At 72.4% G+C, this 17902-nt stretch carries 14 protein-coding genes and 1 pseudogene; 10 read left to right on the top strand and 5 right to left on the bottom strand.

Annotated features, from left to right (window positions below):
• Nucleotides 1-10: 10 nt before the first annotated feature.
• Both gatB and ACF09C_RS16830 read left to right on the top strand, forming a co-directional pair.
• Nucleotides 11-1522: an Asp-tRNA(Asn)/Glu-tRNA(Gln) amidotransferase subunit GatB gene (gene gatB, locus ACF09C_RS16835; RefSeq protein WP_392092197.1), complete on the top strand. Its 1512-nt coding sequence runs from the start codon at nucleotides 11-13 to the stop codon at nucleotides 1520-1522.
• A gap of 188 nt (nucleotides 1523-1710) precedes the next feature.
• Entirely contained in the window at nucleotides 1711-2094 is a 384-nt protein-coding gene (locus tag ACF09C_RS16830) for a hypothetical protein (protein WP_392092196.1), read from the top strand.
• 15 nt (nucleotides 2095-2109) lie between these two features.
• Here the strand turns inward: ACF09C_RS16830 and ACF09C_RS16825 are convergent, their stop codons facing one another.
• Nucleotides 2110-2706 (bottom strand): TetR/AcrR family transcriptional regulator, encoded by a 597-nt coding sequence (locus ACF09C_RS16825; RefSeq protein ID WP_392092195.1) that lies wholly within the window; start codon nucleotides 2704-2706, stop codon nucleotides 2110-2112.
• A gap of 201 nt (nucleotides 2707-2907) precedes the next feature.
• Here ACF09C_RS16825 and ACF09C_RS16820 point away from each other — a divergent pair, with 201 nt between their 5' ends.
• The 3 genes and pseudogenes from ACF09C_RS16820 to ACF09C_RS16810 all read left to right on the top strand — a co-directional run bounded on the left by ACF09C_RS16820 (nucleotide 2908) and on the right by ACF09C_RS16810 (nucleotide 5591).
• Nucleotides 2908-3309, top strand: a complete 402-nt coding sequence (locus ACF09C_RS16820) for a hypothetical protein (RefSeq protein ID WP_392092194.1) — start codon at nucleotides 2908-2910, stop codon at nucleotides 3307-3309.
• Nucleotides 3306-3935: pseudogene (locus ACF09C_RS16815) on the top strand (caspase family protein); the annotation flags it as partial. The gene ACF09C_RS16820 and the pseudogene ACF09C_RS16815, both read left to right, overlap by 4 nt.
• 111 nt (nucleotides 3936-4046) lie before the next feature.
• Complete coding sequence (locus tag ACF09C_RS16810) at nucleotides 4047-5591, top strand: PAS domain S-box protein (RefSeq protein WP_392092404.1); 1545 nt, start codon at nucleotides 4047-4049, stop codon at nucleotides 5589-5591.
• A 7-nt stretch (nucleotides 5592-5598) separates the two neighbouring features.
• On the opposite strand, the gene ACF09C_RS16805 is transcribed toward ACF09C_RS16810, so the two are convergent.
• A complete protein-coding gene (locus ACF09C_RS16805; RefSeq protein WP_392092193.1) occupies nucleotides 5599-6411 on the bottom strand; it encodes an MBL fold metallo-hydrolase in 813 nt (270 codons plus the stop codon).
• Nucleotides 6412-6618: 207 nt separating this feature from the next.
• Between ACF09C_RS16805 and ACF09C_RS16800 the strand changes: the two genes are divergently transcribed.
• From ACF09C_RS16800 to ACF09C_RS16780, 5 genes are all read left to right on the top strand, one after another.
• Entirely contained in the window at nucleotides 6619-8706 is a 2088-nt protein-coding gene (locus ACF09C_RS16800; RefSeq protein WP_392092192.1) for a phosphocholine-specific phospholipase C, read from the top strand.
• A gap of 232 nt (nucleotides 8707-8938) precedes the next feature.
• Entirely contained in the window at nucleotides 8939-11206 is a 2268-nt protein-coding gene (locus ACF09C_RS16795; protein ID WP_392092191.1) for an MMPL family transporter, read from the top strand.
• 69 nt (nucleotides 11207-11275) lie between these two features.
• A complete protein-coding gene (locus ACF09C_RS16790) occupies nucleotides 11276-11815 on the top strand; it encodes a hypothetical protein (protein WP_392092190.1) in 540 nt (179 codons plus the stop codon).
• 151 nt (nucleotides 11816-11966) lie between these two features.
• Nucleotides 11967-12149, top strand: coding sequence for a hypothetical protein (locus ACF09C_RS16785; protein ID WP_392092189.1), 183 nt, complete (start codon nucleotides 11967-11969; stop codon nucleotides 12147-12149).
• Nucleotides 12150-12181: 32 nt separating this feature from the next.
• Nucleotides 12182-15217: an AAA family ATPase gene (locus ACF09C_RS16780; protein ID WP_392092403.1), complete on the top strand. Its 3036-nt coding sequence runs from the start codon at nucleotides 12182-12184 to the stop codon at nucleotides 15215-15217.
• 24 nt (nucleotides 15218-15241) lie between these two features.
• Here ACF09C_RS16780 and ACF09C_RS16775 read toward each other — a convergent pair whose 3' ends face one another.
• The 3 genes from ACF09C_RS16775 to ACF09C_RS16765 form a co-directional block, all read right to left on the bottom strand.
• On the bottom strand, nucleotides 15242-15472 hold the full coding sequence (locus ACF09C_RS16775; RefSeq protein WP_392092188.1) for a DUF6191 domain-containing protein: 231 nt from the start codon (nucleotides 15470-15472) through the stop codon (nucleotides 15242-15244).
• A gap of 12 nt (nucleotides 15473-15484) precedes the next feature.
• Entirely contained in the window at nucleotides 15485-16600 is a 1116-nt protein-coding gene (locus ACF09C_RS16770) for a PQQ-dependent sugar dehydrogenase (protein WP_392092402.1), read from the bottom strand.
• A gap of 258 nt (nucleotides 16601-16858) precedes the next feature.
• Complete coding sequence (locus ACF09C_RS16765; RefSeq protein ID WP_392092187.1) at nucleotides 16859-17860, bottom strand: aldo/keto reductase; 1002 nt, start codon at nucleotides 17858-17860, stop codon at nucleotides 16859-16861.
• Nucleotides 17861-17902: the final 42 nt, after the last annotated feature.

The raw sequence follows: 17902 nt of genomic DNA, 5'->3' as shown, positions 1-17902 counted from the left end.
AAGTTCCACCGTGACTGTCACTGAACTGCTGTCGTACGAAGCGGCGCTGGCCGCGTACGACCCCGTCATGGGCCTGGAGGTCCATGTCGAACTCGGTACGAAGACCAAGATGTTCTGCGGCTGCTCGACCGAGCTGGGCGCCGAGCCCAACTCGCAGACCTGCCCCACCTGTCTCGGTCTGCCCGGCTCGCTCCCGGTCGTCAACGCGATCGGCGTCGAGTCGGCCGTGAAGATCGGTCTCGCGCTGAACTGCGAGATCGCCGAGTGGTGCCGCTTCGCCCGGAAGAACTACTTCTATCCGGACATGCCGAAGAACTTCCAGACCTCGCAGTACGACGAGCCGATCGCCTTCAACGGCTACCTGGACGTCCAGCTGGAGGACGGGGAGATCTTCCGCGTGGAGATCGAGCGCGCCCACATGGAGGAGGACACCGGCAAGTCGACGCACATCGGCGGCGCGACGGGCCGTATCCACGGCGCCTCGCACTCGCTGCTCGACTACAACCGGGCCGGCATCCCGCTCATCGAGATCGTCACCAAGCCCATCGAGGGCGCGGGCGAGCGGGCTCCCGAGGTCGCCAAGGCGTACGTCGCCGAGCTGCGCGAGCTGATCCGCGCCCTCGGTGTCTCCGAGGCGCGGATGGACAAGGGCCAGATGCGCTGCGACGTGAACCTGTCGCTGCGCCCCAACGGCACCCAGACCTTCGGCACCCGCTCGGAGACGAAGAACGTCAACTCGCTCCGCTCCGTGGAGCGCGCGGCGCGCTTCGAGATCCAGCGCCACGCGGCCGTGCTCGCCTCCGGCGGCTCGATCGTGCAGGAGACCCGTCACTTCCACGAGGACGACGGCTCCACCACCTCCGGCCGGATCAAGGACAACGCCGAGGACTACCGGTACTTCCCGGAGCCCGACCTCGTCCCCGTCGCCCCGGCCCGTGCGTGGGTCGAGGAGCTGCGCGCCGAGCTGCCCGAGCTGCCGCGTGTGCGCCGCAACCGGCTCCGCGAGGAGTGGGGCGTCTCGGAGCACGACATGCAGTCGATCCTCAACGCGGGCGCGGTCGACCTGATCGTCGCGACCACGGACGCGGGCGCTCCGTCGGACCAGGCGCGCAAGTGGTGGATGGGCGAGCTGGCCCGCTCCGCCAACGAGTCGGGCACGGCCCTGGACGAGCTGCCGATCACCCCGGCGCAGGTCGCCCGGGTGACCGAGCTGGTGGCCTCCGGCGACCTCACCGACAAGCTGGCCCGCCAGGTCATCGAGGGCGTGCTCGCCGGCGAGGGTGGCCCGGACGAGGTCGTCGAGAAGCGCGGCCTGAAGGTCGTCTCCGACGAGGGCGCGCTCGGCACGGCCGTCGACGAGGCCATCGCGGCCAACGCGGGCATCGCCGACAAGATCCGCGGCGGCAAGGTCGCGGCGGTCGGCGCCCTGGTCGGCGCGGTCATGAAGGCCACCCGCGGCCAGGCGGACGCGGCCCGCGTGAAGGACCTGATCCTGGAGAAGCTGGGCGTCAGCGAGGGCTGACCGCCGACTCCTCCGCACGCGCACGAGGGCGGCGCCCCGGGTCACGCGACCCGGGGCGCCGCCCTGTTGCGTGGAGGGCTCCTGGTGGGGCCGTCCGGGACATGTCCGGGACGGCGGATTCTCCTTGTGGGCGGCGGCTGTTGGGCGAGGATCTGCAGCGTCTGCTGGTTCCGAGGAGAGGAAGCGACATGCGGAAGTCCTACGCGCTGGGCGTCATCGCCGCGACGGCCGTCCTGACGATGGTCCCCGTGGCGTCGGCACAGGCGGTACCGACGAATGTGCAGAGCCCGGGCAACCTGGCCGGGGGGCGCTACGAGAGTTCGACGGACACGTTGTCGATGTGGGACAACTCCGAGATCGACAACGTCTTCGTGCGGCTGCGGGTCACCAACGAGACGCGGAACGACGCGAGGCTCTACACCCATGACGGATCGCCGACGTTCAACAACCGGAAGGACGTCCGGATACCTTCGACATGGCGGTCCGGCGACAGGATCAAGCTCTCCGTCTGCTCGGTGGACCGCTACGACGGGAGTGCCAGCTGCTCGGGGACGGCGACGGCCTGGGTGTAGCGGGGGCGGAGCGTTTCAGTGCGGCTGCCGCAGCCCGGCGACGAGGAGGGCGACGAGGCGGCGGGCGTCGTAGCGGGGGTCGCTCTCGGCGCCGATGCAGAGGTTCCCGATGCCGCGCATGAGCTGGTACGCGTCGAGGTCGGTACGGATCTCGCCGGCGGTGACGGCGGCGTCGAGGAGCTGGGTGCACACCGGCACGAGCCGCTCCAGGAAGTACGCGTGCAGGGCCTCGAAGCCGGGCCCGTCGCCCTGCATGGCGGCGGCCAGGCCGTGCTTGGTGACCAGGAAGTCCACGAACAGCTCGACCCACCGCGCCAGCGCGGCGTACGGCGTCGGGCTGCTCGCGAGCAGCCCGGGCCCGGCCTCGGCGCAGGCGTCGACCTGGTGGCGGTAGACGGCGATGACGAGGTCGGCGCGGGTGGGGAAGTGCCGGTAGATGGTCCCCATGCCGACCCCGGCCCGGGCCGCGATGTCCCGCACGGGCGCGTCCACCCCCGAGGCGACGAAGGCCGCGGCCGCCGCCTCCAGCAGCGTCTGCTGGTTGCGCCGCGCGTCCTTGCGCTGAGACCTGGCCGAACTCCCCGGCGCCAGGCCTTGGCCGTTGTCGCTCACCGCGAGCCCCTTCCGTGGACCGGTCCGTACGAAGCGGAATGACGTTCCGTATCGCCCATGATGGCAGATCCCGGGCGGCGGCGGGGTGGGCGGCGAGTTCCTACGCGAGTGCCGCCTTCGCTGCCGCGACAGCGGCGAGGGTATTCCGGTCGTCCGGTGCGAGTTCGCACGCGGCGTGCGCGGGGCTCCTATGCTGACGGTATGAAGATCACCCTGTCCTGTGAGGGCGCTGCGGCGGAGGACGAACTGAGGTCCCTCCACGCATGGTTGGAGGCGGATCGGGCCGCGCGCCGTCACGTACGAGCCGAGCTGGGCAGCGCGGTTCCCGCAGTACCCGGACAACAAGGCGACGGCATCGACATCCTCTCCCTTGTCCTGAGCAGCGGCCTGAGTATGGCGTCGCTGCTCGTCACGATCGTGTCGTGGCGCGCTACTCGCCCCAAGACGCCGACGCTCGTCGTGCGACGGCCGGACGGTGTGTCCGTCGAGATCACGGGAGAGAGCCGCGCGGAGGCGGAGGCACTGGCCCGCAGGATCCTGGGCGACGGGGAGCAGTCCGGCGCCACGCCGAGTGGCGTCCCCCAGAACGACGCCGCGTCTTGACCGAGCTGCCGGATCCCGCCGGGACGCGCGTCCTGCTCATCGGAGCCAGCGAGTTCACCTCCCTCGACGGGCTGCCGGCCGTGGCCGCCAACCTCACGCTTCTGCGGGACCTGTTCACGGAGGCGTGGAACCTGCCGCCCGGCCACGTCACCGTCGTCGCGAACCCCTCGATCCCGCGTGACATGTCGAGGGCCGTTCAGGAGGCGGTCGACGCGGCGACGGACACGCTGCTCGTGTACTACGCGGGGCACGGACTGATCGATCCCCGAACGGGAAAGCTGCACCTCGCCACCGAGACCAGCGATCCCGCGTCGGTCCACGACACCGCCACGCCGTACGAGTGGATGCGCTGGCCGGTCGAGAAGAGTCCGGCCATGCGGAGGATCGTCATCCTCGACTGCTGCTACAGCGCACGGGCCTTCGGCGCGCAGTCGGCCGCGGCGGCCCTGGAGGTGGACGGCACCTACCTCCTGGCCGCCGCAGCGGAGACGGCCGTGGCGCTCTCTCCGCCCGGTGAGCCGCTCACCGCCTTCACGGGCGAACTCGTGACGGTGATGAAGGAGGGCGTACCGGGCGGGCCAGAACTGCTGGACCTCGACACCCTCTTCACCCGGCTGCGCACGCGACTGGTCACCCGCGACCGTCCCGAGCCGCACCGGCTCTGCCGCAACCAGCTGGGGCAGGCGCCCTTCATCCGTAACGTCGCCTACACCCCACCGCCCCAGCCGTCCTCCGGTATCGGCTCACCGTACGCACCGGATCCCCTGAGGACCGACCAGGCGGTCGCCGAGATCTACACGGCCCGCAGCCTGGCCGACACGCTCCAGGCGATCGCGGACGCTGCCGTCTCCGGGTTCGGCTACGAGCTGGCGGCCGTCAACCTGGTGCGGCCCGACGGCGATCTCGTCGTCGCCGCGCTGGCCGGCAGCCCCTCCGCCGAGGCACTCCTCACAGGACGGGTCGGCTCCCGCGCCGCCTGGGAACGGCGTCTGGCGATGGGCGAGGACTGGGAGGGTGTGCGATTCATCCCGCACACGGAAGGCTGGGTCCTCAACGACGACGACGTGCCCCAATGGCACACCGAGGGCCCCGCGCCGGAGGCGGGGGACGGGTGGCACCCGGAGGATCGCCTCTTCGCGCCGATGTACTCACCCTTGGGTGAGCTGATCGGCGTGATCTCCGTGGACCGGCCGGGTGACGGCCGTCGCCCGGGAGCCGCGAACCGAGAAGCCCTGAGGGCTTACGCCTTCCACGCCGCCATCGCGATCAGCAACGCGCGTCTCCGCGCCAATATGCAACGGGCGCTTGTCCGGCTGGAGCGTGAGCAGCAGGCCCTGCGCGCCAGTGAAGAGTCGTTCCGGCAGGCCTTCGAGTACGCGCCCTCCGGCATGGCCATCGCGGAGATGGGCGGCGACCAGCACGGCCGCCTGCTGCGTACCAACGACGCCCTGTGCCGTCTCCTCGGCCGGCCCGCCTCCGTGATGCGCCGCTACTCCTTCTCCGACCTCGTCCACCCCGAGGACATCGGGACGCTGCTGCGCACCTCCGCCGAGGGCGGGCGCGCGGATCTGAGGCTCGCCCGCCGAGACGGCAGCTACGTCTGGGTGGCGGTGTCCAACTCCGTCGTCGCCGACACGGCCGACGGGCCGCGCTTCCTCATGACCCACGTCGATGACATCGAGGAGCGCAAGCGGCACGAACAGGTGCTGGAGGACCGGGCGAGCCGGGACGAGCTCACCGGTCTGCTGACCGAGTCGGAGCTACGGCTCCGGCTCGGGCGTCGCCTGTGCGACAAGCAGGAGGGGATGGCTACGGCCGCGAGGAACGACACGGAGCCGGAGACGCCGACGTACGACCCTCACCGGCACAAGGGGCTGCCGGCCGGCGGACGCTCCACACTCGCTCTTCTCCACTTCGGTGTGGACGCCTTCAAGGCCTTCAACACCCGGCACGGGCTCGCGGCCGGAGATGTCGCCCTGACCGAGATCGCGCACCGGCTCCGGGAGGAGCTCGGCACGTGGGACGAGGATGGTGATCTGGCCCGCGTCCGTGGCGACGAGTTCCTTGTCGTCGCCCACGACCTCGACGACAGCGGGGCCGACGCGCTTGCGGCCCGGTTGCGGGAGTGCGTGCGCCGACCCGTCGAAGGCGGTGCCTTCGGCGGGGTCTCCCTCGATGTGACGGGAGTCCACTCCTGGGCGACGTGCGGGACCTCTCCCGATCAGCTGCTGCGGCGCTCGCAGGACCTGCTGCACGCGAGGAAGACGCACCAGGCGATATGACGGATGCTCACGGCGCGGCGGGGAACGAGTCGTCGGAAGGGGGTCGGAGCGGTCGGACCGTGAACGTCGTGCCCGGCGTCGCGTGGTCGACCGGGCCGTCGTAGCGGGTGGCGGCGCGGGTGACCGCCTCCCGCGGAGTGAGGTGGCGGCCGACGTGTGTGACGATCAGCCGCCCCGCCCGCGCCGCGCGGGCCGTGTCGCCGGTGTCCTCGGGGGTGTGATGGACCCGCGCGCCGCCCTCTTCCGGCGCCTCCGCGCTCTCCGCCTCGCACAGCAGCGCATCGCAGCCCTCGGCCAGCTCCGTCAGGCTCGGGCAGGGCGCGGTGTCTCCGGAGTACACCAGCGACCCGCCCGCGCCCTCGACCCGGAGGGCGAACGCCGGCATGCCGTGCGCCACCGCCCGACTGGTCAGCCGCAGCGAGCCGACTGTCGCCCGATGGCCGTCATGCAATTCGGCCACCGCGAAGGCGGATTCGACGGGACTGCGGTCGGACGAGTTCGTGAGGAAGCCGGCCAGTCGGTCGGCGATGCCGGGCGGGCCGTACAGCGGGATCGGCGCTGCCAGGCGGATGTCCGCGTACAGGGCGCCGTAGTAGGCGGTGAGCAGGTCCGCGCAGTGGTCGGCGTGCAGGTGGGAGATCCAGATGGCGTCGAGTTCGTCCAGCCGTACGTATCGCTGGAGCGGGCCGAGCGTCCCCGTGCCCGCATCCATCCAGATCCGGCTGGAGCCGCTCGTCACCAGATAGCCCGAGCAGGGGTTGTCGACGCTCGGGTACGGCGTCGCGGAGCCCAGGACCGTCAGGTGCAGCTCTTCGCTCATCCGGGGATCCTAGAGCGTGCCCGGAAGGGCGCGTCCGGTGTCCCGGCGGTGGTGTTCGCCTGACGGACGTTCACCACCGCGTCCGAATCGGGACTTCTCTCCGTCACCCGGCCTCACTACCGTCCCCGGGGTACCACCCAATGGCTCGAAGGCGAACCATTGGGCGCCGTCGACTGGAGGTCGGTCTTGTCCCCCGAGAAGTCCCGGATGTCCCGCCGTAAGGTGCTCGCCCTGGGCGGAGGCGCGCTCGGCGCCGCTGCGGCGGGCTCGCTGCTCCCGCCGTCGCTCCAGCAGGCGATCGCCGCGGGGCCGCCGGCCGGGGGCATGTCCGCCGTGCGGCACGTGGTGATCCTCATGCAGGAGAACCGTTCCTTCGATCACTACTTCGGCACCCTCCGCGGTGTCCGGGGCTTCGGTGACCGCAACGCGATCGAACTGCCCTCCGGCAAGCCCGTCTTCGAGCAGCCCGCCGCCCTCGGCCGGACCGTGCTGCCGTTCCCGATCCGCGGCGCCGCCGAGACGCAGGCCAAGGACCTCCAGTACATCGGCGACCTCGACCACTCCTGGAGCGGCGGCGCCAAGGCCTGGCGCGAGGGCTGGATGGACGGCTGGGTCTCCGCCAAGACCGCCGCGACCATGGCGTACTACGACCGCCAGGACATCCCGCTCCACTACGAGCTGGCCGACACCTTCACCATCTGCGACGCGTACCACTCGTCCACCCACACCTCCACCAGCCCCAACCGCAACCACCTGTGGTCCGGCTGGACCGGTTACGAGGCCGACGGCAGCCGAGCCGTCACCAACGCCGCGTACGCCGAGGGCACCCACCCCGGCTACTCCTGGCCCACCTACGCCGAGCGCCTCGAAGCGGCCGGGCGGAGCTGGAAGACGTACACGGAGTGGGAGAACTTCACCGACAACAACATCGAGTTCTTCACCTCCTTCAAGAAGATCGCCCGCAAGGCCCTCGCCCCCACCGGCGGGCACACCTTCATGGAGTCCTTCTACGCCGCCGTGCGGGACACGGCGGACATGGCCGAGCGGGCCAGGCTGCTCGCCGCCCTGGAGGACGGTGTCGCCACGCTCACCGCCCCCGAGCGCTCGCTCTTCGAGCGCGGGCTCCGCCGGGTCGAGAGCGGGACGCTCGCCGACGCCTTCCGCGCCGACGTCGCCGCCGGGACGCTGCCGGAGGTCTCGTACCTCGTGCCGTCCGCGATCGACTCCGAGCACCCCGGCTCCTCCTCGCCGATCGCCTCCGCCTCGCTCGTCTACAAGGTGCTCGACGCCCTCGGCTCGCACCCGGACGTCTGGCGCCACACCGTCCTGCTGATCAACTACGACGAGAACGACGGTTTCTTCGACCACGTCCCGCCGCCCGTCCCGCCGGCCGACAACACCGACGAGCGGTGGAAGGGCCTGCCCACCGGCCTCGGCATCCGCGTCCCGATGCTCGTCGTCTCGCCCTGGTCGCTCGGCGGCTATGTCTGCTCCGAGACCTTCGACCACACCTCGGTGATCCGCTTCCTCGAGAAGCTCACCGGTATCAAGGAGCCCAACATCACCCCGTGGCGGCGGGCCGCAGTCGGCGATCTGACCTCCGCCTTGGACTTCCGGCGCGCCCACCGGCAGCCCGACGTCACCGAGCCCGGCCCGATCCCGCCGTTCTCCGGCCGCTGGCGCCCGCAGCCCCCGGCGGTCCAGAAGATGCCGGTCCAGGAGCCGGGCAGCCGCCCCGCGCGACCGCTGCCGTACCAGCCGGACGCCGAGGCGCGGGTCGGCGCGAGCGGGATCACCGTCGACCTCACGAACACCGGCAAGGGCTCCGCGCACTTCGCGCTGTACCCCTACGCGGGTGAGTTCACCGCCCCCCAGCACCGCGATGTCAGGGGCACGGCACAGTGGGCGGTACCCCTTACGCGTGATCATTACCGGTTCACGATCACCGGCCCGAACGGCTTCCGCCGCGAGTTCGAGGGCCCGGCGGCGGGCGGCGCCGAGCTGGCCTCGCACATCGATCATCACGACCGTGACCTGCATCTCACCGTACGGAACACGGGCACCGCGCCCGTCTCCTTCACGGTCCGCCCGCTCGGCTACGTGGACCGCGAAGACCTCGGCGACCTGCGGGACTGGACCCGCACGGTCACGGTGAAGCCCGGCCGCAGCCGTACGGTCGTGCACTCGGCCGCCGACGCGCACGGCTGGTACGACGTCGAGGTGACCGCCCCGGGCGGCTTCCGTCGACGGCTCATGGGGCACATCGAGAACGGGCGGGCCAGCGTCTCCGGCTGAGGCCCCCGGCCGATGTCTCCGGCGGAGACCCCTCCCTCCACGGCGTCCGCACGGCGTCCGCGCGGGGGGCCCGGGCCGAAAGGCCCGAGCTTCCGCGCGGCGCTGTGAGTATCGACACGAATGGGGCAATTGATCTCTTTGGGCTGCGAGAGTGGGCTCAAGTAGGTCATGCGTTCTTTTTCGGGCTGTTCCCCGGTAAAGATCCACGAACCACCACCAGGGAGCACGTCCTTTGGCAGCCATCGCACGGTGGTGCATCAAGCACCGCCTCGTCGCCGTCCTGCTCTGGCTCGTCGCGCTCGGCGGCGTCGTCGCCGGAGCGTCGGTCGCGGGCACCGCGTACTCCAACGACTACGAGGTACCCGGCACCGAGTCCGGCCGCGCCACCGCCCTGCTCGAAAAGGGCTTCCCCGGCAGCGGCGGCGACAGCAACACCATCGTGTGGCACACCGACAAGGGCACCGTCCGGGCCGCCGGCGTCGAGCAGCGCATGACCGAGATGCTCGACGAGGTCGCCGAACTTCCCGGCATCGCCTCCGTGACCTCCCCGTACGGCCCCGGGCCCGCCGCCCAGGCGCAGATCAGCGAGGACGGGCACACCGCCTACGCGGCCGTCACCTTCCACGAGCAGGCCGACGACATCCCGAAGTCCCAGGCCAAGGCCCTGGTCGACACGGCCCGCTCCGCCGGGGGCCAGGACGTCCAGGTCGAGCTCGGCGGCAGCGCCGTCGCCCTCACGGAGGCCTCGGGCGGCCATGTCGCCGAGGCCGTCGGCGTCGTCGTCGCGGCCGTCGTCCTCTTCCTGGCCTTCGGCTCGCTCGCGGCCTCCGCCCTCCCCATCGCCACCGCGCTCGTCAGCGTGGGCATCGCGTACTCCGGGATCGTGCTCCTCGGCCATGTGATGACCGTCGCCGACTTCGCCCCGATGCTGGGCATGCTCATCGGCCTGGGCGTCGGCATCGACTACGCGCTCTTCATCGTGACCCGCCACCGCAAGGGCCTCAAACGCGGGCTCTCGGTCCCCGAATCCGCCGAGATCGCCGTCGCCACGACGGGCCGCGCCGTGGTCTTCGCCGGGGCGACCGTCTGCATCGCCCTCCTCGGCATGCTGATCCTGCGCCTCAGCTTCCTCAACGGCGTCGCCATCGCCGCCTCCCTGACCGTCGTCCTGACGGTCGCCGCCTCGATCACCCTGCTGCCCGCGCTGCTCTCCCTGATCGGCATGCGGGCGCTGTCCCGCCGCGAGCGCCGGCACCTGGCCGAGCACGGGCCGCAGCCGGAGCTGCCGACGGGCTTCGCCGCCCGCTGGTCCGCCTTCGTGGAGCGCCACCCCAAGCTGCTCGGTGCGGTCGCCGCCGTCGTCATGGCCGTCCTCGCGCTGCCGACGCTCTCGCTCCACCTCGGCACCTCAGACCAGGGCAACGGCCCGGCCACGGCCACCACCCGGCAGGCCTACGACCTGCTCGCCGACGGTTTCGGGCCCGGCGTCAACGGGCCGCTCACGCTCGTCGCCCAGATCGACGGCGCCGACGACCGCGTCGCCCTCGGCGAGCTGCCGGCCGCCCTCGACGCCACCAAGGGCGTCGAGTCGGTCTCCCCGGTCACGTACAACAGCGCGGGCGACACCGCCGTCCTCACCGTCGTACCGGAATCCTCGCCGCAGTCGAAGGCCACCAGCGAGCTGGTCGACCGGCTTCGGGCGGACGTGCTGCCCACGGCCGAGCACGGCACGTCGCTCGATGTGCACGTAGGAGGCGTCACCGCCTCGTACGACGACTTCGCCGAGATCATCGTCGGCAAGCTGCCGCTCTTCGTGGGCGTCGTCATCGCGCTCGGCTGTCTGCTGCTGCTCGTCGCCTTCCGGTCGATCGGCATCCCGCTGAAGGCCGCCCTGATGAACGTGATGGCCGTCGCCTCGGCCTTCGGGATCGTCGTCGCGATCTTCCAGTGGGGCTGGGGGAGCGAACTCCTCGGCCTCGGCAGCGCGGGCCCGATCGAGCCCTTCCTGCCGGTGATCATGGTGTCGGTGCTCTTCGGGCTCTCCATGGACTACCAGGTCTTCCTGGTCAGCCGGATGTACGAGGAATGGCTGGAGACCGGCGACAACCGACGGGCGGTCCGGGTCGGGCTCGCCGAGACCAGCCGCGTGATCAACTCGGCGGCGGTCATCATGATCTCCGTCTTCCTCGCCTTCGTGCTCTCCGGAGACCGGGTCGTCGCGATGTTCGGCATCGCGCTCGCGGCGGCCGTGGCCCTGGACGCCTTCGTCCTGCGGACCCTGCTCGTACCGGCTCTCATGCACATGCTCGGCGGTGCCAACTGGTGGCTCCCGCGCTGGCTCGATCGCCGCATGCCCCGCATCAGCATCGAACCGCCCGAGTCCAGGGCCGCCGCCGACGCCCGGGACGCGGAGACCGACGCGGCCGCGGCCGCGGCCGCCGGTGCCGCCGGTGCCGGGATACCCGCGCAGCGCGTGACGGTGGACGAGAAGGCGTCGTAGGACGCCGCGAGGCAAGGGGGCACCAGGTCGTTAAGACGCTTCTCATACGCGGCGCCTAGCGTGCGACGCATGACTATCAAGACGGAGAAGACGCCCCCAGAGGCCACTGAGGCCGCCGACGCGGTCGAGCCGGTCGAGGAGCCGGAGGAGAAGCTCGACCGGCTCGTCGAGGCCGACGACGACCTCGACGACGACCTCGACGAGACCGAGGAGGCTCCGGCCGCCCCCGCCGGTGACGGGGCCGGGGTCGGTGCGGGTGCCGCCGCCGTCGTGTCCGCCGGGCTCGGTCTCGCCGCCCTCACCGGCACCTGGGTGGGGAAGGTCAGCAGCGAGCGCGAGACGCTGATCGGCCAGATCAAGGCCCAGGGCGGCACCGCCGCCCAGCAGATCAACGAGATCTACGCCGACGCCTGGCACACCACCGCCTTCGTCAACGGCGTCTTCGCCTTCCTCGCCCTCGTCGTCGCCGTGCTCGTCCTCACCCGCCCCCGGCGGCCCGCGTGGGTCGGCGCGGTGGCCGTCGCCGGCGCCGTCCTGGGCGCCCTGGGCATGTTCCTGTCGGCGGGGATGTACTTCGACCTGTTCCTGAGCCTCCCGACCGCGCCCTAGGCACCCGCCTCGGACGCCCTAAGGCACCCTGAGGCCCGTCTAAGGCCGCCCGTACCCCGAACATGCGGCACTCGCCCGATGTGGCCGTACCCCCTGGGCCGCGAGAGTAGAGGCATCGCAAGGAGCGATACCGACGCCAGGGGAGAACGAGATGTTCGCGTACGAACTGAACCGCCAGCACCACGCCGAACTCGTCCGTGAGGCCGCCGCCCAGCGCCTGGTCCGCCAGGCCGTCACGGCGCGGCGGGCCGCGAAGGCCGCTGCCCGGTCCGGCGACCAAGAAACCGAGGGGCGGGTGGGAGAGGCGCGGGACCGCTTCGCCCGGGCCGCGTGACCCTTGTGGGCGCAACTCCGGACGGCTGTGCGATGCTCGGCGCCGTGGAGACCAGGTCAGTCAGTCCCGTGTTCGTCGGCAGGGCCGGTGAGATCGCCGCCCTCACCGACGCCCTCGTCCGCGCCACCGACGGCGAGCCCCAGGCCCTGCTCGTCGGCGGCGAGGCGGGCGTCGGCAAGACGCGGCTCATCGAGGAGTTCGTGGCGGCGGCCTGCGACCGCGGTGCGTACGTCGCCGTCGGAGGCTGCGTCGAAGTCGGCGCGGACGGGCTGCCGTTCGCGCCCTTCTCCACGGCCCTGCGGTCGCTCAGCCGCCGGCTCCCGGACGAACTGGCCGCCGCGGCGGCAGGCCAGGAGGGCGAACTCGCCCGGCTCCTGCCCGAACTGGGCGACGTCGGCAGCCACGAGCCCTCGCACGAGGACTCCACCGCCCGCCTCTTCGAGCTGACCGTACGGCTCCTGGAGCGCCTCGCCGACGACCGGACGATCGTGCTCGTCCTGGAGGACCTGCACTGGGCCGACGCGTCCACCCGGCACCTCCTCTCCTACCTCCTGCGCACCCTGCGCCGGGGCCGGATCGTCGTCGTCGCCACCTACCGCTCCGACGACATCCACCGCCGCCACCCGATGCGCCCCCTGCTGGCCGAGCTGGACCGGCTGCGGACGATCCGCCGGATCGAACTCGCCCGCTTCACCCGCGCCGAGGTGCGCCGCCAGCTCACCGGCATCCTCGCCGCAGAACCGGACGCGGGGCTCGTCGACGAGGTCTTCGACCGCTCCGACGGCAACGCCTTCTTCGTCGAGGAACTCGTCGTCTCGCACGAGGCCGGCTGCGCCGTGGGCTCCCTCAGCGACTCCCTGCGCGACCTGCTGCTCGTCCGCGTCGAGGCGCTGCCCGAGGACGCCCAGCGGGTGGTCCGGATCGTCGCCGAGGGCGGCTCCACCGTCGAGTACGCGCTGCTCGCCGCCGTCGCCCGGCTCTCCGAGGACGACCTGATCGAGGCGCTCAGGGCCGCCGTCGGCGCCAACATCCTGCTCGCCGTCCCCGACGGCGACGGCTACCGCTTCCGGCACTCCCTGGTCCGCGAGGCCGTCAGCGACGACCTGCTGCCCGGCGAACGCTCCCGGCTCAACCGGCGCTACGCCGAGGCCCTGGAGGCCGACCCCACGCTCGTCCGCGCCGACGAGCGCGTGACCAGGACCGCCACCTACTGGTACCACGCCCACGACCCCGCCAAGGCGCTGCCCGCGGTGCTCCGCGCCTCCGTGGAGACCCGCAAGCGCTATGCCCACGCCGAGCAACTGAGCCTCCTCGAACGGGCCATGGAGCTGTGGGACGAGGTCCCCGCCGCGGTCCGTGACGCCCTGCGGCCCATCGACTACGTCGAGGCCTACCCCGCGTGCGGCTGCGACCCGGCGACCACCCCGCTGCGCTATCTCGACCTGCTCGCGGAGGCCGCCATCGCCGCCCGGTTCGCCGGGGAACGCGAACGCGCCCTGAAGATCGGCAAGATGGCGCTGCGGCTGCTCGACTCCGCCGAGGAGGGCGGCGAGACCGACCCGCTCCGGGCCGCCTGGTTCTGGTGCGAGCGGTCCCGCATCGTCTCCGGACTCGGCCGCTCCGACGGCTGGGCCGAGATCGCGAAGGCCCAGGAACTCGTCAAGGGCCTCCCGCCGTCCGCCGTCCACGCCCGCGTGCTCGTCGTGGCCGCCGGCTGGGGCATGCTGCACAAGCCGGGACCGGAGAGCCTCGCCGCCGCCGAACGGGCCGTCGAGTACGCCCGCCTCGTGAACAACGAGCCCATCGAACTCGGTGCCCGGCTCACCCTCGGCACCCTCCAGGTCAGCGCGGGCGACCGCGAGGCCGGTCTGGCCAGCATGTACGAGACCCTCGCCCGCTGCCGCGCCCTCGGCCTTTACCACGAGTGCTCCCGCGCCCACGTCAACCTCTCCCACGTCCTGGAGAACCTCGGCCGCTCCCGTGAGGCCGTCGACGTCGCCGAGGAGGGCCTTCGCATGGCCCGCGCCCACGGGCTCCTCGACAGCCAGGGCTGGATCCGTGCCAACCAGGCCGAGTCCCAGCTCTCCCTCGGCCTCTGGGACGAGGCGCAGCGCAACTGCGAGTGGCTGGAGCACTCCGGGACCAGCTCCAAGCCGCTCGGCTCCACCGCCCTCCGCCTCGCCCAACTGGCCGTCTCCCGTGGCGAACTCGCCACGGCCGCCACCCACCTGGCACGGGCCCGGGACCACTTCGGCGAGGCCGACCCCATGCCCCAGTACGTCATCCCGAGCCGCCAGGTCGAGCTGAGCCTGGCCGCCGCCGGCGGCCGGATCCAGGACGTACGGACCGTGCTCGCCGACGCCGTCGAGACAGGCTTCCCGCCCGGCACCCACCGCGAGGCCTGGCCGCTGCTCCTGAGCGCCGCCACCGCCGAGGCGGACGCCCTCGGCCTGCCCGCCGCCGAGGAGGGCCGTGCGGAGTCCCTCGCCCTGCTCCGCCGCTCCGCCCGGCAGCTGCCGACCCCCGCGCCGATCTGGGAGGCGTACGCCCGTCACACCTCGGCCGAGCTGGACCGCGCCGAGGGCCGCCACCCGGTCGACCGCTGGACCGAGACCGTCGCCGGCTACGAGCCCCTGGAGCGCCCCTACGTCCTGGCCCTGGCCCGGCACCGCCTCGCCGACGCCCTCCTGGCCGAGGGCGGCCGGCGCGAGGAGGCCGCCGCACTGCTCCGCGAGGCCCACACCACGGCCGTCCGCCTCGGCGCGCAGCCACTCCGCGAGGACGTCGAACTCCTGGCCGCCCGCGCCCGCCTCCCGCTGACCGCCCCGGACAACGCCCCGGAGCCGGAGCCGGGCGACGACGCCTTCGGCCTGACCCCCCGGGAGCAGGACGTCCTGCGCCTGGTCGCCGCCGGCCGCACCAACCGCCAGATCGCCGAGGAACTCTTCATCTCCCCGAAGACCGCGAGCGTCCACGTCTCCAACATCCTGGCCAAACTCGGCGTCTCCGGCCGGGGCGAGGCCGCCGCGCTCGCCCACCGCCTCCGCCTCCTGGAGCCCGCTCCCTAGAGAGCCACGGTCACGGAGCCCCCGCTAGGGGGTCTCGTCGTCGCCCCCGTCACCACTGCCGCCCCCGTCGCCGTCCTCGTCGCGGACGGTCACGGGGTTCGGCAGCCGTATCAGCACGGCGCCGGAGTTGAGGTCGATCGGTCCTCGCGCGGGGTCGGCGTCCCCCGGGTCCTCCCGGGTCAGCTCCAGCCGCTGCCGCTCGTCCTCGGTGTGCTGACGGCCGGGCGCGAACAGCTCTTCCATCATGTTGAACATCGTCTCCGCCTCCTACCTCACCTCCAACCGGAGGATCTTGTCGTCGCCGGACCCGGGCGTCCCCCGGGTGTCCGTCTCGCTCGTCGTCAGCCAGAGCCGACCGTCGCCCGCCGCCAGGACCGTGCGCAGCCGGCCGTACTCCTCCACGAGGAACGCCTGGGGGTCCCCGGAGCGTTCCGCTCCGGACACCGGGATCCGCCACAGGCGCTCGCCGCGCAGCCCCGCCATCCAGATCGCGCCCTCGGCGTACGCGATCCCGCTCGGCGAAGCCTCGTCCGTTCTCCACTGGGCGACCGGGTCCACGAAATCGGCCACGTTCGCCACGCCCTCAACCTTCGGCCAGCCGTAGTTCTTCCCGGCCTCGATGAGGTTCAGCTCGTCCCAGGTGTTCTGGCCGAATTCCGCCGCCCACAGCCGCCCGTCCCCGTCCCAGGCCAGGCCCTGCACATTGCGGTGACCGAGCGAGTAGACCACCGAGCCGGGGATCGGATTGCCCGGCGCGGGCCTGCCCTCCGGTGTCATGCGCAGGATCTTGCCGCCCAGCGAACCGGGGCTCTGCGCGAGCCCCGTCTCCCCGCGCTCACCGGTCCCCGCGTACAGCATCCCGTCCGGGCCGAACGCGATCCGGCCGCCGTTGTGCACGGTCCCCTTCGGGATGCCCGACAGGACCACCTCGGGGGAGCCGAGCCGGTCCCCGGCCCCGCCTCCGTACGGCATGCGGACGATGCGGTTGTCCGACTCGGCCGTGAAGTACGCGTACACCATGCCGTCGCGCACGGCGAGGCCGAGCAGTCCGCCCTCTCCGCCCGGGACCACTCCCGGCACCTCTCCGAGCGGCGTCTTTCTCCCGGTCTCCGCGTCGACCCGGGTGATCGTGCGCTCGTCGCGCGAGGCGACGAGCAGGTCACCGTCCGGCAGCGCGGCCACGCCCCACGGCGACTCCAGGTCCTCGGTCAGCGTCCCGGCGACGCGCACGGAGCCCGGCGCGGCCGACGACCCCGACGCGGTCCCGGACGGGGCCACGGACGCGGTCGCGGACACGGAAGGGGAGCCGGGGGAGGCGGCCCCGTCCCCTTCCCCGCCCGACCCGCACCCGGTCAGCAGCCCCAGCACGGCGGCGACTCCCACGACCCCCACAGCACTCACAGAAGCTCGGCCCACGGTCCCGATCCCTTCGAACGGCGATCACTACCCTTGATACACCGCTCGGCCCGATCAGGTTCCCACCCGCCGGATTCCGCCCCGCGCGGGCCCGCCCTCAGCCCGCGATCCGGTCACGCCCGCGATCCGGTCACCCGCGCGGGATCCCGCCGATCCCGCGGACGACGCCACTCCCGCGATCCCGTCCGTCCCACGAACCGCGCGGTCGCGCAAGCCCCCGATCCGTCAGTCCCACGAACCGCGCGGTCGCGGCAGTCCCGCGATCTCGGCCAGGTCCGCGGCCGTGAGGACCAGCTCCGCCGCCCCCGCGTTCTCCACCGCCCAGCGCTCCCGCTTGGCGCCCGGGATCGGCACCACGTGCGGCCCCTGCGCCAGCGCCCAGGCCAGCGCGACCTGCGCCGGAGTGACGTCCTCCCCGTGCCGTGCCGCCACCCGACGCAACCCCGCCACCAGCGGCTGGTTCGCGGCCATCATCTCGGCCGTGAACCGAGGGTGCCGGGCCCGCGGGTCGTCCGGCTCGAAACCGCCGCCCGGCGTCAGCGTCCCGGTCAGGAACCCGTTCCCCAGCGGCATCGCGGCCAGGAACCCGACCCCGCGCGCCTCGCACCACGGCAGGAGCCGCGCCAGGGCCTCCCGCGACCACACGGACAGCTCGGCCTCCACCGCGCTCACCGGGAACACCTGCTGGACCCGCTCCAGCTGCCGGATCGTTCCCTCGAACACGTCGGCCGCCGTCCCGCGCCGCGCCGCACGCGCCCCGACGGCGCAGAACCCCAGTGCCCGCACCTTGCCCGCGGACACCAGCTCGGCCATCGCGCCCCAGGTCTCCTCGACCGGCACCTCGGGGTCCGCCCGGTGCAGCTGGTAGAGATCGATCACGTCCGTCTGCAGCCGGCGCAGCGAGGCGTCGCAGGCCCGGCGCACGTACCCGGGCCGCCCGTTGGCCACGATGTGCTGATCGCCCACCAGCAGGCCGCACTTGGTCGAGACGAACGCCTCGGCCCGGCGCTCCTTCAACGCCCGCCCCACCAGCAGCTCGTTGGTGAACGGCCCGTACATGTCGGCGGTGTCGAGCAGGCTCACCCCGGCGTCCAGCGCCGCGTGCACCGTGCGCAGCGAGCGGTCCCCGCGCTGCTGCGAGCAGCTGTAGGCCCAGCTCATCGGCATACAGCCCAGGCCGACCGCGCCCACGTCGAGCGCCGTCGCCCCGATAGTCCTGCGCTCCACCTGCCGGTACCCCTCCCTGTGCCTCCCCCAAAGTAACCAATG

It is taken from the genome of Streptomyces sp. NPDC014870 (assembly GCF_043081505.1).
GTDB lineage: Bacteria > Actinomycetota > Actinomycetes > Streptomycetales > Streptomycetaceae > Streptomyces.
This window is presented reverse-complemented; position numbering and strand designations above follow the sequence as displayed.